The following is a 15,160-nucleotide window of genomic DNA, read 5'->3' as shown; positions in this document are numbered from 1 at the left end:
CCGCAAAGCTGCACCCCTCCTCTTGACTGAATTTTCAGTCGGGAGGAGGATGCTGTTCACACCGCGTACCCGTCCCGCGCTTCAGCCAGGCAGAGCCGGCCACCGCCGACGGGTACTTCTGGCGAAACGAAGAGAGACCCGTGATGACTGCATTCCGTATGCCTGCCGAGTGGTCCGCGCACGAGGGGTGCCTGATGGCCTGGCCCGTACGGGAGGACCTGTGGGACAGCGTCCTGGAGGACGTCAAGGAGGAGTACGCGAACGTCGCCCGCGCGATCAACGCGTTCGAGCCCGTGACCATGGTCGCGCCGCCCGGCCACGGCGACGAGGCCCGGACGAAGTGCGGTGACGGCATCACCGTCGTGGAGATCCCGCAGGACGACTCCTGGTTCCGCGACTCCGCCCCGATCTTCGTGCTCGACGCCGACGGCAACCGCGCCGGAGTGGACTTCCGCTTCAACGCCTGGGGCCGCAAGCACAGCCCGTACGACTCCGACGACCGGATCAGCGCCCTGATCCTGGAGCACCTCGGCGTCGAGCGCATCGCCTCCGACATGATCCTGGAGGGCGGGGCGATCACGGTCGACGGCGAAGGCACCCTGATCACCACCGAGCAGTGCCTGCTCCACCCCAACCGGAACCCCGGGATGAACCGGGATGAGATCGAGACGGAACTGAAATCCCAGCTCGGCGTGGACAAGGTTGTCTGGCTTCCGTACGGAGGCCTGCTCGACACCGAGACCGACGGGCACGTCGACGGCGTCTGCGCCTTCGCCGCTCCGGGTAAGGTCGTGGTCTCGCTGCCCGACGACCCCGCGCACCCCGACTACGCCCGGATGCGAGCCAACCGCGCGGTGCTCGAGGCCACCACCGACGCCCAGGGACGGCCGTTCGAGATCGTCGACGTCCCGCAGACGGTGTTCGTCGACATCGCCGGCGGCGAGGTCGAGGTGTCCTACCTCAACTACTACGTGGCCAACGGCGGCGTCGTCGTGCCGGTGGCAGGCCTGCCCCGGGACGACGAGGCCCTGGCGGTCATCGCAGCGGCGTACCCCGGCCGGAAGGTCGTCGGGGTGCGGGCGCCCGGCATCGCGTACGGCGGCGGCGGGGTCCACTGCATCACGCAGCAGATCCCCGCGGTCCCCGCCACCGCCTGACGAGACCGGAACGCTCCCGGAGGGCCGCACCGGCGGCCCTCCGGCCCCCGCACCCCTGACGGACATCACGGAAAGAGAGCGCGACGATGACCCCATCCCTGCCCTTCGGCAGCAGACGCCCCCGCAGCAGGCGCGGACGGATCGCCGTGACGACGGCCGCCCTCACCTCCCTCCTGGCCCTCGCGGCCTGCTCCGGCCCCCCGAAGGGCGCGGGCGTCACCGGAGGCGAGGTCAAGCTCTCCGCCTCGACGCCCCCGGCCCGCGGCCAGATCGACTCCTTCACCTGGGCCGTCTACGCCGAGCCGCCCACCCTGGACTACACGCTCGCGTTCGACTACCCGCAGAACACGATCCTGTCGAACGTGTGCGAGAGCCTCATGCGCTGGACCCCGGGCCTCACCCTGGAACCCGGTCTGGCCCGGAAGGCGTCGAACCCGGACCCCACCACCTGGGTCTACGACCTGCGCTCCGGCGTCCGCTTCCACGACGGCAAGACGATGTCCGCCGACGACGTGGTCTACAGCTTCGGCCGCCAGACCGACCCGAACAACGCCGCCGCCTGGGCCCAGACCTTCCAGAACGTCGCCTCCATACGCAAGACGGGCCCCCTCCAGGTCACCGTCAAGCTCAAGAAGCCCGACTCCCAGTTCCCCCAGTACATGGCGACCGCCGCGGGCGTCGTCGCCTCCAAGGCGGGCGTCGAGGCGGCGGGCAAGAACTACGGCACCACCGGTGACCTCGCCTGCACCGGCCCGTACAAGCTCGGCACCTGGAGCAAGGGCCAGTCGATCGAGCTCGACCGCTTCGACGGCTACTGGGGCACCAAGGCCAAGGCGAAGAAGGCCGTCTTCCGGGTCCTCACCGACCCCTCGGCCCGCACCAACGCCATGCTCAGCGGGGACGTCGACGGCGGCTACCTGATCCCCACCGAGAGCTACGGCCGCCTCCGCGACAGCGGCGTCGGCACCCTGTTCTTCGGCGAGGGCCTCAGCACGGTCAACGTCAACATCACGAACATGAAGGGCCCGCTCGGCGACCTCCGGGTCCGCAAGGCCCTCTCCCTCGCCCTCGACCGGTCCGGGTTCGTCAAGGCCGGACTCGGCGGCGCGGGCACCGTCACCTCCTCCCTCACCACCCGGGCCGCCTGGGCCGGAGCTTCCGAGCCGACCCTCAAGGCCGCCTTCGACACGCTGCCGCCCACCACCCAGGACATCGAGAAGGCCAAGGCCCTGATCAAGGAGGCCGGCGCCACCGGCAAGACCCTGACGGTCGCCACCAGCTCCATCGGCCAGGACGTCTCCCTCCTCGCGACCGCCGTACAGGCCGCAGGGAGCCAGATCGGGCTGAAGATCAACCTCAAGACGGTCGCGCCCAACGCGTTCACGGCGCTCTTCACCGACCCCGAGGCCCGCGAGGGCATCGACATGTTCCCGCTCACCCAGTACGGCTCGATCACCGACCCGCTGGACCTGCTGCAGAACTTCAAGACCGGCGCCTACATGAACTTCGCCGGCTACAGCGACAAGGAGTACGACTCCCTCGTCGAGAACGCCACCGCCGTCTACCCGCACGACGAGCGCCTGAAGATCGAGGCCGGACTGCAGGAGCGGGCCGCCGAGCAGCTGCTCTGGATCCCGGTCGCCGAGTGGCCCACCGCGGTCTTCCTCAACAAGAAGATCACCGGAGCCCCCACCACCATCGCGTACATGTACTACCCGTGGGCCGCCGACGTCGGCGCGGCCGAGGCCGGAGCCACGCAGTGAACTTCCTGAGATTCGCCGCGCGCCGGGTGGCGGAGATGGCCGCCACCCTGCTCGCCGCGTCGTTCGTCGTCTTCGGCGCCATGTACCTGGCGCCGGGCAACCCGGCCAGCTTCCTGCTCTCCGGCCGCTCCGCCTCGCCGGAGGCCCTCGCCGCGATCAACGCCCAGTACCACCTGAACGACCCGTTCTTCGTCCGCTACCTCAGTTGGCTCGGCGACATCCTGCAGGGCGACTTCGGGCGCTCCATCACCTACCGCACCGACGTCTCCCGGATCCTGGCCGACCGCCTCCCCACCACGCTGCTGCTCGTCGCGATGGCGCTGGTCGTGGTCGTGGTGATCGGCCTGCTCCTGGGCTGGGTCGCCGCCGTCCGCGGCGGCGGCACCGACTCCACCATCCTGGTCGGCACCACGTTCGCCGTCGGCACCCCGTCCTTCGTCGCCGCCGTCCTCCTCCAGGGACTCTTCGCCGTCAACCTCGGCTGGTTCCCCAGCAGCGGCTCCGGCGACGGCTTCCTCGACAAGGTCTGGCACCTCACCCTGCCGGCCATCGCCCTCGCGCTCTACCTGATCGGCATGCTCGCCCGGGTCACCCGGTCCGCCATGGTCGAGGCCCTCGACAGCGAGCACGTCACCGTCGCCCGCAGCCGGGGCGTCCCCGAGCGCCAGGTCATCAGCCGCCACGTGTTCCGCAACTCGCTGGGCACCGTCCTCACCACCGGCGGACTGATCGTCTCCACCCTCCTGGTCTGCACGATCCTCGTGGAGACCGCGTTCAGCATCGGCGGCGTCGGCCAGCTCCTGGAGCTGTCCACCACGACCAAGGACTTCCCGACCGTCCAGGCCATCTCCTTGATCATCGTCGCCCTCTTCATGACCGTGAACCTGATCGTCGACCTGGTGCTGCCCCTGGTCGACCCGCGGATCACCCTCGGATCGAGGAGTTCCTCCGTATGACCGCCGTCCTGACCCGCCGGCCCGGACTCGCGAAGATCCGCACCGCCCGGTCCCCGCTGTACCTGGTCTGCCTCGGCTTCGTCGCGCTCGTCACCGTCGCCGCGCTCCTCGCCCCGTGGCTGGTGCCGTACGACCCCAACGCGATCGACCTCGGCAACGCCCTGGCCGCTCCCTCCCCGGAGCACCTCCTCGGCGTGGACGCCGCCGGCCGCGACACCCTGTCCCGGCTCCTCCTCGGCGCCCGCACCTCGCTCCTCGGCCCCCTCGGGGTCGTGGTCTTCTCCACCGTCGCCGGAGTCGCGGTCGGCATGGCCGCGGGCTGGCGGGGCGGCTGGCTCGACTCGGTCCTGTCCCGCAGCACCGAACTCGTCTTCGCCTTCCCCGGCATGCTCCTCGCCATCCTGATCATCTCGATCTACGGCGAAGGACTGCTCGCCCCCGTCATCGCCCTCTCCATCGCGTACCTGCCGTACGTCAGCCGCCTCACCCGCTCCCTCGTGCTGGCCGAACGCAAGCGCCCCTACGTCAGCGCCTACCAGGTCCAGGGACACTCGGCCCTCCAGATCTGCCTGCGCCACGTCCTGCCCAACATCGCCCCCGTCGTCCTCGCCCAGTCCACCATCAACTTCGGCTACGCGCTGATGGACCTCGCCGGCCTGTCGTTCCTCGGCCTCGGCGTACCCGCGCTCACCCCCGACTGGGGCCGCATGGTCTTCGACGGCCAGACCGCCATCCAGCACGGCTACCCGCTGTCCGCGATCCTGCCCTGCGTCTTCATCGTGCTCACCGTGGTCGCCTTCAACGTGGTCGGAGAGCGCTGGGCGGACCGCGTCGCCAGGAGAGATCGATGAACCAACCGCACACGCTCGACGTCCAAGGGCTGCGCATCAGCCTGCCCGGCACGGCCCGCCCCGTCCTCGACGGCGTCGACCTCCACGTCGCCGCCGGCGAGACCGTCGCCCTCGTCGGCGAATCCGGATCGGGCAAGTCCCTCACCTCGCGCAGCGCGCTGAACCTGCTGCCGCCCGGCGCCGTCGTCGAAGGCGCCGTCAAGGTGCGCGGCGAGGACGTGCTCACCATGAACGCCGACCAGCTGCGCGCCCTGCGCACCGGCACGGTGTCCATGATCTTCCAGGACCCCCGGGCGGCCCTCAACCCGCTGCGCCGCATCGGCGACTTCCTCGTCGAGAGCGTGACCCTCACCGGGACCATGAGCCGGGCGGACGCCTCCGCCCGCGCCGTCGAACTCCTCGGGGCGGTCGGTCTCGACGAGTCCGCCCTGCGCAAGTACCCCGGCCAGGTCTCCGGCGGCATGCTGCAACGCGTCATGATCGCCGCCGCCCTCATGGGCGACCCGGCCCTCGTCCTCGCCGACGAACCCACCACCGCGCTCGACGTCACCACGCAGGCCGAGGTCATCGCCCTGCTGGCCGAACTCCGGGCCCGCTTCGGCACCGGCCTGCTCTTCGTCACCCACGACCTCGACCTCGCCGCCGCCATCAGCGACCGCGTCTACGTCATGTACGCCGGCCGGATCGCCGAGAGCGGCCCCGCCGAAGCCCTCTTCGCGCGGCCCCGGCACCCGTACACCTCCGCCCTGCTCGCCTCCACCCCCCGGCTGGAAGCACCCCAGGGGAGGCTCGCCGCCATCGACGGCCAGCCCCCGGACCTCCGGCAGGAGCTCGTCGGCTGCCCGTTCGCCGCCCGCTGCCACCTGGCCACCGAGATCTGCGACCAGCAGGCCCCCGAGCCGCGCCCCGCACCCGGTCGGCCGCACCACCAGGCCGCCTGTCACCACAGCGACCGCCTCGAAGGGAGCACCGTCGATGCCTGAGAACGTCCTGGAGGCCGTCGGCCTCCACCGCGCCTACGGGAGCGTCCGCGCCGTCGACGACGTGTCCTTCGCCCTCCCCGAGGGCGGATCCCTGGGCATCGTCGGCGAATCCGGCTCCGGCAAGACCACCACCGCCCGGATCATCGTCGGCCTCGAACGGGCCGACTCCGGAGACGTCCTCGTCCGCGGCCAGGCCCGCGACGCCCGCGGCCGCGGCCGCGCCCGCCGACTGGCACGCGCGCGCGAGGTCCAGATGGTCTTCCAGGACCCGTACCTCTCCCTCGACCCGAGGACCAGCGTCGAGCAGGTCCTGCGCGAGACCCTGCGCCTGCACTTCCCCGACACCGACCACGACCGGCGCGTCCGCGAGCTCCTCGACCAGGTCGGCCTGGGCACCCGAGCCGCCGACGCACGACCCCGGCAGCTCTCCGGCGGCCAGCGCCAGCGCGTCGCCATCGCCCGCGCCCTCGCCGTGGAACCGGCCGTCCTCGTCCTCGACGAGGCCGTCGCCGCCCTCGACGTCTCCGTACAGGCGCAGATCCTCAACCTCCTCGCCGACATCCGCGAGGAGACCCGCGTCGGCTACCTCTTCATCACCCACGACCTCGGCGTGGTCCGCTGCGTCACCGACGACGTCATCGTCATGCGCCGCGGCCGGATCGTCGAGGCCGGCCGCACGGCCGAGGTGCTCGCCGCGCCCCAGCACCCCTACACCCGGCTCCTCCTGGAGTCCGTGCCCCGTCCCGGCTGGGACCCCGAGGCCATCGCCGCCGCCCGCCGGGCGCTCTGACCCCGACACGCCCCCGCCGGGCGCTCCGACCCCCGACACGCCCCCGCCGCGCCGCGCCGCACCCCCCGTGCGGCACGCCCGCGGCGCACCGTCCCCGCGAGGGACCGCGCCCCAACGCACAGCCCTCGCGGCGCACCACCCTCTCGCGGCGCACCGCGCCCCCCACGCACCGCGTTCGCGGAGGACCGCCATCGCACCGAACTCGGCGGCGGGGGACCGGGCGGCACCGACTGCGCCCGCCCCGCACCCCACCTCCGCTGCCGACACCCCCACCGCGCACGTTACGTTGACACAGGAGGTCAACCATGACCCATCATGTCGCCCGCCATGCGGGCCCCGGCCTGAACAGGCGCCGGTTCCTCGCGGCGGCCGGACTGACCGCCGCCGCCGGCGCCGCCATCACGACGGCCGTCCAGAGCCGCGCCGGGGCCGCACCGTCCGCCCGGTCCTTCCGGGTCCCGGTCGAGGACGTCCGGCACACCCGCACGTGGATGGCGTTCCCGGACAGCACCTCGATCTGGGGCAACAAGCTGAGCGGCGTGCAGGCCGACATCGCCCTGATCGCCCGCACGATCGCGCAGTACGAGCCGGTCGTCCTGTGCGCCAACCCGGGCAGCGCCGCCAAGGCGCGCACGATGTGCGGCCCCACGGTCACCGTCATCAACTCGATCCCGGTCGACGACTGCTGGATGCGCGACACGGGCCCGGTCTTCCGCCGGGACGGCTACGGCGGCCTCGACACCGTCGGCCTCAACTTCAACGGCTGGGGCAACAAGCAGGCCCATTCCAGGGACGCCCTGGTGGCCGAGCGGATCGCCGCGCACGTGGGCGTGCCGTTCACCTACGCCGACCTGGTCGGCGAGGGCGGTGCCATCGAGCAGGACGGTGCCGGCACCCTCATGGCGACCCGCAGCAGCCTCGTGAACCGCAACCGGAACCCCGGGATGTCGGAGCGCGAGCTGGAGCGGGCGATGTGCGAGGCGTACGGCGCGTCCAAGGTCATCTGGTTCGACGGCGTCTACGGCCAGGACATCACCGACGACCACGTCGACGCGACCTCCCGCTTCCTCTCTCCGGGCGAGGCCCTCGTCCAGATGCCCGTGGCCGGCGACAACGACGCCTACGCCCGCGACGCGCGGAAGCAGTACGACAAGCTCTCGGTCTCGACGACGTCGTCCGGCCGCGCGATGGACGTGATGCGCCTCCAGGGCCCGGACTACAACAAGATCCGCTCCACCAACCGGGACTTCCTCGCCTCGTACGCGAACTTCTACCTCTGCAACGACGCCGTCATCTCGGCCCAGTTCGGCGACAAGAGGGCCGACGAGGCCGCGCGCGCGACCCTGTCCCGGCTGTACCCCGACCGGTACATCGAGCAGATCAACATCGACCGTCTGGGCACGGGCGGCGGGGGCATCCACTGCGTCACCCAGCAACAGCCCGTCGCCTGAGGGGACATGACTGAAATTTTCGTCAGGGAGTTCTGTCTCAGCCGTTGACTGAAATTTGAGTCAGTCCCTAATGTGAGCGCACCGTGCAGCGCCTGCGGTCACCGCGGGCGCTGTGCCGATTCATGGACGCATCCCTGAACAGGAGCCCACATGGGGCCAGTTGCCTCGCAGACGCAGGATTCCGCTTCGCACGCGGGCATCGAACAGCACTCGATCGACTGGGTGCCCCTCTCTGAACGGCACGGCAAGCCGTCCAGCGTCGGGGCCATCTGGTTCGTCGGCAGCCTCAACCTCACGGGCCTGGCGACCGGCGTCGTGACGCTCTCCATGGGGGCCTCGCTCGTCTGGACGGTGGTCGCCACCGTCCTCGGCTCGCTCTTCGGAACGTTCTTCATGGCGTTCCACTCGGCCCAGGGCCCCCAACTGGGCCTTCCCCAACTGGTCCAGTCCCGGCCGCAGTTCGGATACCTCGGCGCGGCGCTCACCGTGTGGGTCTTCGCCCTCGTCAACTACGTCGCCTTCAACACCTCCGACGCCCTGCTGTCGGGCCAGGCCATGAACCTGCTCACCGGCATGCCCAACGGCATCGGCTACCTGCTGGCCGCCGCGGTGGCGACGGTGATCGCCCTGTTCGGGTACGAGTGGATCCACCGGCTCAACAAGTGGCTCACCTGGCCGTTCGTCGTCGTCACCGCGGCGATCACCGCGGCCGCCCTGTTCGGCGGCGGCCTGCCGGACGGGGTCTGGACGGCGGGCCCGTTCGAACTCGCCCCCTTCATGCTGGTGTTCGTCTTCGTCGCCGGCTTCCAGCTGGGCTGGGCGCCGTACGTCTCGGACTACTCGCGCTACCTGAGACCCGACGTCCCGGTCCGCAGCACCTTCTGGTGGACCTACCTGCCGAGCGCGATCTCCGGCATCTGGGTGTTCGTCCTCGGCGCCGTGGTCTCCGCGGGAGCCCCCGAGGGCACCGACCCGGTGACCGCCCTGAAGCTGGCCGCCGACCGGCTGTTCGACGGCTTCGGCACGATCGCGGTGGTCGTCCTCCTCGTGGGACTGCTCTCCATCATGGCGATCAACCAGTACGGCGGCAGCCTCACCATGATCTCGATCGTCGACTCGTTCCGCCCGGTCAAGCCGACGCGTTCGATACGCGTCGCGACCATCGGCATCATGCTGGTGGCCGTCGGGACGGTCTCCACCCTGGTCGGCATCGACCAGTTCAACTGGTTCTTCGCGAACGTGGTCGTGGTCCTGACCTACCTGTTCATCCCGTGGACGGCCATCAACCTGGTCGACTTCTTCTTCGTGCGACGCGGCCAGTACGTCGTCAAGGAGATCTTCAACCCGAACGGCATCTACGGCCGATGGGGCTGGCGAGGCAACCTCGCCTACGTGATCGGCCTGGCCTGCATGGCCCCGTTCATGGTCATCACCGGCCTCTTCGTCGGACCCGTAGCCAAGATCCTCGGCGGCGTCGACTGCTCGATCTTCGTCGGCCTGCCGGTGGCGGGCGCCCTCTACTGGGTCTTCGCCCGAAGCCTCGACATGGCCACCGAACGCCGGATGGTCCGGGAGGAGGGGCTGCTGGACCGCCTGCACTGAGCACCCGCGCCTGCACGTACAGAACCTTTGCGAGAAGGAGCACCACGTGAACACAGAGCACAACGGCGAACGCCCCGGCATCAGCCGCAGATCCCTCCTGGCCCGCACCGGAGCGGCCGCCGCAGCCCTGGCGGTGGGACCCGTCATCGGCGGCATCCAGCCGGCCATGGCCGCCTCCTGGCGCGTCCCGGGCGAGGACGCCCCGCACAAGCGGACCTGGATGGCCTGGCCGTCCAGCTACACGATCTGGGGCAACCTGCTGTCCAAGATCCAGGCCGACATCGCCAAGCTGGCCAAGGAAGTCGCCAAGTACGAACCGGTGATCATGTGTGCGGACGGCTCCTCGGCCGCCTCGCAGGCCCGGACGGCGTGCGGGTCCACCGTCACCGTCATCAGCTCCATCCCGGTGTCGGACTGCTGGATGCGCGACACCGGCCCGCTGTTCCGCGTCGACGGGGCCGGCGGCCTCGACTCCTTCGGCCTGAACTTCAACGCCTGGGGCGAGAACGCCACCACGTTCTACGGCCTTCCCGCCTCCGCCTACGCCAAGGACCGGCTGGTCGCCGGACGGGTCGCCGCCTACACCGGCACCCCCTTCGCCAACGCGTCCGTGGTCGGCGAGGGCGGCGGCATCGAGTACGACGGCGACGGCACCGTGATGGCGACCGAGAGCTGCTGGCTCAACAGCAACCGCAACCCCGGCAAGTCGCGCAGCCAGATCGAGGCGGAACTGCTCTCCCGCTTCGGCGCCCAGAAGATGATCTGGCTGCCCGGCGTCAAGGGCCAGGACGTCACCGACGGCCACATCGACGGAACCGCCCGCTACATCAAGCCCGGTGTGGTGATGGTGCAGCTGGCCGGCGCCGTACGCCCCGACGTGTGGACCGCCAACGCCCAGGCCATGTACAACGTCCTGGCCAACGCCACCGACGCCAAGGGCCGCCGCATCCAGGTCCTCACCATCGAGGGCCCCGACACCCTGCCCCGCATCTCCGCCGGCAAGCGCGCGGACTTCCTCAGCTCCTACATGAACTGGACGGTGACCAACTCGGCCATCATCACCACGCAGTTCGGCGACACCGCCAAGGACGCCGCGGCCAAGTCGGCCATCTCCGCCGCCTACGGCCGGCCCGTCGTCCAGCTCAACCTCGACAACCTCTACGGCAACGGCGGTGGCGGAGCCCACTGCGTGACCATGCAGGAGCCCAATCGCTGACCTGACGCGACAGTCATCCACTGAGTGACCGGCCCGGGCCTCGTCCGTCGAGGCCCGGGCCGCCGCGTGTCGGACGGCGCGGCGGTTCCCCGGCTCGTCGCAGGGGGACCGGTCCGGCGGTCACGCTCCCTTGCGGAGGGCGCGGGTGATCTCCAGTCCTTCGGACGCGGTCAGGCGCTCCTCGCACGGGATGCCGAGCGCCGTGGCGAGGTCGCGACCGTGGAGGTCCACGGCCGACTCGACGAGATCGGCGAACTCGTCGACGGCCAGGCGTCCTTGGCGCCACGCCGACGCCCACATGACGGCGGCGACCAGGAACGCGGGCCACCACCAGAGGGCGGGCAGCACGTACAACAGTCCCCAGCCCGCGCGGCGGGCGGCCGTGGTGAGGGCGGCCCGCGCGGACCGGATCTCGGCGTGGGTCGTGTCGGCGAGGAGGAGCCACAGCCTGGGCCAGGCGGTGGTCAGGTCGATCCGGTAGGCCTGGTGCACGCGGGTGTCGACGGCGACCAGCCGGTCGCCCATCCAGGTGGGGCGGGTCGGGCGGGTGAGGGCGATGCGGTTGCGCTCCTCGTTGAGGCCGATCGTGTCGCTGTCGCTGTCGCTGTCGCTGTCGCTGTCGCTGTCGCTGTCGCCGTCGGCGTGGTCCTGGCGGGGGCTCGGCGCCGGTCCGTCGAGGGTGAGGAGGCCCGCCGCGGCCCCGTCCGACGTGTCCGGGACGCGATCGTCGGCCGTGGCGGCGGCGACCCGCAGGACCCGGGCGGTGAGCGCCCGCCGGTACCGGGCGTCGGCGGTGGTCCACCGGCGGGCGCGGCGCCGGGTGAGGACGCGCGCGGCCGGGCGCAGCGGGAAGGGCCAGTCGCCGAGCCAGAGCCGTTCGACGCCGCCGTCGAGCGCGGCGGCCAGGCGGCTGACGCCGGCGGAGGCCACCAGGACGAGCGTCGCGATGAGGAGCACGGAGCCGGGGGAGTGGGCCGTCGGGCCCGCGGCGAGGCGGTCGATGCGTTCGACGAGGAGGGCGTGGTCAGTGGCGTTCCGGTGGCCGAGGACGGAGCCCGCAGTCGCCACGGCGAGGTAGAGCAGGCCGGGGAGGACGAGCAACGAGAGCCAGGTGTCGGCGAGTTTGCCGCCCAGGGTCGTGAGGAAGGCGGACATCGCTCACAGCCTCACGAGCCGCAGCGGCGCGGCGAACAGGTCGCACGCGCCGTCGCCTTCGAGTACCACCCGGTCGCACCGGCCGGCCGGACACACCAGGGCCTCCTGCACCGGATGCCCACCGCCGAGGCGGGGGAGGACGCTCCCGCCGGGGGAGCGGTGCTCCCCGAGGCCCCGGGCCACGCCCCAGGAGCGGAGCAACTCGTCCGTACGGGACACGAGTCGGCCGGCATCGCCGTGCGTCCGGAAGTCCGCGAGCGCGGCGTCCAGATCGGCCGAAGCGCCCCGGTGGTCCGCGACGCGCCGGATCGCGGTGAGCTGCTCGCACAGTCGCGCGAGCCGTATGGATTCGTCCTCCGCCATCCCGCCGCCCCTCGATCGATGCCGAAGCCCATGAGTACGGTAACTCCTGTGACCCCAGTGAGGCGGGACGTCCTGGTGCGGGCCCTGGCCGCGCGCGTGCTCCTGTACCGGTCGACGATGGACCGTGCCGCGGTCCTCGATCCCCAGGCGATCGGGTGGACAAGGGAGTTGATGGCCCTGGTGGCCGACCCCTCGGCCGATCCGGAGGCCGTACGGGCCATCGCCGACCTGCACCGCTGCCGGAGCCTGGTGCTGGGGCCGGAGGCGGGGCGCGAGGACGCGGCCGTCGCGGCGGCCCTGGAGCGGTTCGCCGGGCCCGAGACGCCGGCGGACACCGCGGACGCGGAGGAGGACGGGCGGGTGGCCGCCGTCCACCGAGAGGCCCGCGACCGCGTCGCCGCAGCCCAACGCGACCCGGATCCCGCACTGTTGGAGCAGGCGATCAGGGCGGCCTCCCTCGCGGTCGACGTCGTCCCGGAGCGGCTCCGCCCGCTGCGGGCGACCGTCCTCGCCCTGCGGGGCGTGTCCCTGCGCCTGCGGTACGAACGCGAGGGGAGCGCGCGGGACCTCGACGACGCCGTCACCGCACTGCGTCGGGCCGAGTCCGCGGCGGGCGGCGGGCACCCCGACCGCGCGTGGATCCTCTCGACCCTGGGCGCGGCCCTGCGCGAGCGTCACGACCACGGGGGAGCCCTCGACGACGTACTCGAAGCGGTACGGGTGGCCCGCGCGGCCGTCGAGGCCGGCGGCGAGACGGACCGCGCGGGCAGGCTGTACAACCTGGGGCTCGCCCTGCGGCGACGCCACGAACGCACCCACGACCCGGCGGACCTCGAAGAGGCCGTCGCCGTGCACCGCGAGGCCGTCGCCCTCACGCCGGCGGGCCACCACGACCACGGCCTCCTCCAGCAGGGGCTGGCGAGCGCCCTGCGAGCCCGGTACGAACTCGGGGGCTGTGAGGAGGACTTCGAGGCGCGCGTCGAGGCACTGGAGACCGCGGCCTCCCTCGGCACCGGGACCACGGCGCAGAGCCACGGCACGTCCTGGCCGGCCGCCCTGCTCAACCTGGCCTCCGCCCTCACCGAACGGCACGAACGGAAGGGCGCGGGCGCGGACGCCGACGCGCGGCGCGCGGAAAGCCTCTTGCGCACCGCCTCCCTGGCGCTGCCGCCCGAGCACGCGCAGCAGGCCTTCGTCCGGTACCAGCTCGGCCTGCTGCTCGGCCCCCGCGACCGGCCCGCCGCCGCGACCGAGCTGCGCACCGCGGCCTTCCACCCCGCCGCCCCTCCCCTGCTGCGCCTGCGGGCGGCCCACGCCTGGGCGCGCGGGGCCATGGAGGCGGGCTTCCCGGCGGAGGCCACGACCGCGTACGGACAGGCCGTCGCCCAGCTGCCCGCGCTCGTCCCCCGCCACCTGGCGCCCGCCGACGCCGAGCAGGCGCTCGCCGACACCAAGGGGCTGGCGAGCGACGCCGCCGCCTGCGCCCTGGCCGCCGGCGACGCGGGAGGCGCGCTCGCCCTCCTCGAACTGGGGCGCGGCGTCCTGCTCGGCCAGGGCATGAAGCACCACGACGAACTCGCCCGACTCCGCGCCCGCGCGCCGGAGTCCGCCGACCGCCTCGCGTGGCTCCGCACGCGGCTCGACGCGGACGCGGACGCGCCGTCATCCGACCGGCGGCACGACCTGGCCGCGGAATGGGACCGGCTCCTGGGGGACGTCCGCGCGCGGGACGGCTTCGAGGACTTCATGCGCCCCCCGCACCCGGCGCGACTGCTGCCGCAGGGCGCGGACGGCCCCGTCGTCCTCGTCAACGTCAGCCGCTTCCGCTGCGACGCGCTGGTCCTCACCACCGACGGCCTGCGGGTCGTACCGCTTCCCGACCTCACGCTGACCGACGTCGTCGCCCGGACGACGTCCTTCCTCGCCGCCCTCGACCGGCTCCGGGATCCCGACGACGGCGACCTCATGGCCCGGCTGTCCGGGGAGGAGGAACTCGACGGGCACCTCGCCTGGCTGTGGGACACCGTGACCGGCCCCGTACTCGACGCCCTCGGCCCCACCGGCCCGTCCGGAGCCCGGCCGCCCCGCGTCTGGTGGATCCCCACCGGACCGCTCGCCTTCCTCCCGCTGCACGCCGCCGGACACCACGCCGAAGGCGCCGGCCGCACGGTGCTCGACCGGGCCGTCTCGTCCTACGCGCCCACGATCCGGGCCCTCGCGCAGAGCCGTCGCCCGGCGCCCGCGCCGCCCGCCCCGTCGTTCCTGGTCGTCGCCGTACCCGAGGCCCCCGCGGCACGGCCGCTCCCCGGGGCGGCCGAGGAGGCGACCACGGTCGCCGGCATGCTGACCGGCGCCCGCCTGATATCCGGAGCGGACGCCACCCGCGAGGCCGTGGTCGCGGCCCTCGCCGACCACACCTGGCTGCACTTCTGCGGCCACGGCGCCGCCGAGCCCGGCACGGCCTCCGGCAGCCGGCTGCTGGTCCACGACCACCTCGACCACCCCCTCACCGTGGCCGGCGTGTCCCGCCTCGACCTGCCCTCGGCCGAGCTGGCCTACCTGTCCGCCTGCACGACCGCCAGGAGCGGCTTCACCACCATGGACGAGGCGCTCCACCTCGCGGGCGGCCTCCACCTCGCCGGATTCCGCCACGTCCTCGGCTCCCTGTGGGAGGTCGACGACACCGTGTCGCTCCGGATCGCCGAGCGCGTGTACGCCGGACTCGGCGCACCCCACCCGGTGGCCGGCCGCGCCGCCCACGCCCTGCACGACGCGGTCCGGGAGACACGCGACCGGTATCCCGCCACTCCTTCGCTGTGGGCGGCGTACATTCACGTAGGGCCATGAACTCCCTTACGAAGGATGGGAGTTAC

General features: G+C 72.3%; 12 protein-coding genes. 10 read left to right on the top strand and 2 right to left on the bottom strand.

Annotated elements, in window-relative coordinates; all coding sequences use genetic code 11:
* The first annotated feature begins 143 nt into the window (after window positions 1-143).
* The 9 genes from ACFCY7_RS09005 (at window position 144) to ACFCY7_RS08965 (ending at window position 10,769) form a co-directional block, all read left to right on the top strand.
* The gene (locus tag ACFCY7_RS09005) at window positions 144-1,157 is read left to right on the top strand and encodes an agmatine/peptidylarginine deiminase (protein WP_376482723.1); all 1,014 of its coding nucleotides are present in this window, start codon (window positions 144-146) and stop codon (window positions 1,155-1,157) included.
* A gap of 86 nt (window positions 1,158-1,243) precedes the next feature.
* A complete protein-coding gene (locus ACFCY7_RS09000) occupies window positions 1,244-2,920 on the top strand; it encodes an ABC transporter substrate-binding protein (protein ID WP_376482721.1) in 1,677 nt (558 codons plus the stop codon).
* The gene (locus ACFCY7_RS08995) at window positions 2,917-3,876 is read left to right on the top strand and encodes an ABC transporter permease (RefSeq protein WP_376482719.1); all 960 of its coding nucleotides are present in this window, start codon (window positions 2,917-2,919) and stop codon (window positions 3,874-3,876) included. The genes ACFCY7_RS09000 and ACFCY7_RS08995 overlap by 4 nt, the downstream gene beginning before the upstream one ends.
* The gene (locus tag ACFCY7_RS08990) at window positions 3,873-4,727 is read left to right on the top strand and encodes an ABC transporter permease (RefSeq protein WP_376482717.1); all 855 of its coding nucleotides are present in this window, start codon (window positions 3,873-3,875) and stop codon (window positions 4,725-4,727) included. The genes ACFCY7_RS08995 and ACFCY7_RS08990 overlap by 4 nt, the downstream gene beginning before the upstream one ends.
* A complete protein-coding gene (locus ACFCY7_RS08985; RefSeq protein WP_376482715.1) occupies window positions 4,724-5,710 on the top strand; it encodes an ABC transporter ATP-binding protein in 987 nt (328 codons plus the stop codon). Before ACFCY7_RS08990 ends, ACFCY7_RS08985 begins: the two co-directional genes overlap by 4 nt.
* Window positions 5,703-6,500 (top strand): ABC transporter ATP-binding protein, encoded by a 798-nt coding sequence (locus ACFCY7_RS08980; RefSeq protein WP_376482713.1) that lies wholly within the window; start codon window positions 5,703-5,705, stop codon window positions 6,498-6,500. The genes ACFCY7_RS08985 and ACFCY7_RS08980 overlap by 8 nt, the downstream gene beginning before the upstream one ends.
* Before the next feature lie 305 nt (window positions 6,501-6,805).
* The gene (locus tag ACFCY7_RS08975; RefSeq protein WP_376482711.1) at window positions 6,806-7,951 is read left to right on the top strand and encodes an agmatine/peptidylarginine deiminase; all 1,146 of its coding nucleotides are present in this window, start codon (window positions 6,806-6,808) and stop codon (window positions 7,949-7,951) included.
* Between the two features lie 150 nt (window positions 7,952-8,101).
* On the top strand, window positions 8,102-9,553 hold the full coding sequence (locus ACFCY7_RS08970) for a purine-cytosine permease family protein (protein WP_376482710.1): 1,452 nt from the start codon (window positions 8,102-8,104) through the stop codon (window positions 9,551-9,553).
* Window positions 9,554-9,599: 46 nt separating this feature from the next.
* Window positions 9,600-10,769: an agmatine/peptidylarginine deiminase gene (locus ACFCY7_RS08965; RefSeq protein WP_376482708.1), complete on the top strand. Its 1,170-nt coding sequence runs from the start codon at window positions 9,600-9,602 to the stop codon at window positions 10,767-10,769.
* A gap of 120 nt (window positions 10,770-10,889) precedes the next feature.
* Here ACFCY7_RS08965 and ACFCY7_RS08960 read toward each other — a convergent pair whose 3' ends face one another.
* Together ACFCY7_RS08960 and ACFCY7_RS08955 are read right to left on the bottom strand one after the other, a co-directional pair.
* Window positions 10,890-11,924 carry a hypothetical protein gene (locus ACFCY7_RS08960; protein WP_376482706.1) on the bottom strand — a complete coding sequence of 345 codons (1,035 nt, stop codon included), beginning with the start codon at window positions 11,922-11,924 and terminating at the stop codon, window positions 10,890-10,892.
* 3 nt (window positions 11,925-11,927) lie between these two features.
* A complete protein-coding gene (locus ACFCY7_RS08955; protein ID WP_376482705.1) occupies window positions 11,928-12,287 on the bottom strand; it encodes a hypothetical protein in 360 nt (119 codons plus the stop codon).
* Between the two features lie 48 nt (window positions 12,288-12,335).
* On the opposite strand from ACFCY7_RS08955, the gene ACFCY7_RS08950 reads away from it, so the two are divergent.
* Window positions 12,336-15,134: a CHAT domain-containing protein gene (locus ACFCY7_RS08950; protein ID WP_376482703.1), complete on the top strand. Its 2,799-nt coding sequence runs from the start codon at window positions 12,336-12,338 to the stop codon at window positions 15,132-15,134.
* Window positions 15,135-15,160: the final 26 nt, after the last annotated feature.

The organism is Streptomyces sp. NPDC056361 (genome assembly GCF_042262805.1).
In the GTDB taxonomy this organism is placed as follows: Bacteria; Actinomycetota; Actinomycetes; order Streptomycetales; family Streptomycetaceae; genus Streptomyces.
This window is presented reverse-complemented; position numbering and strand designations above follow the sequence as displayed.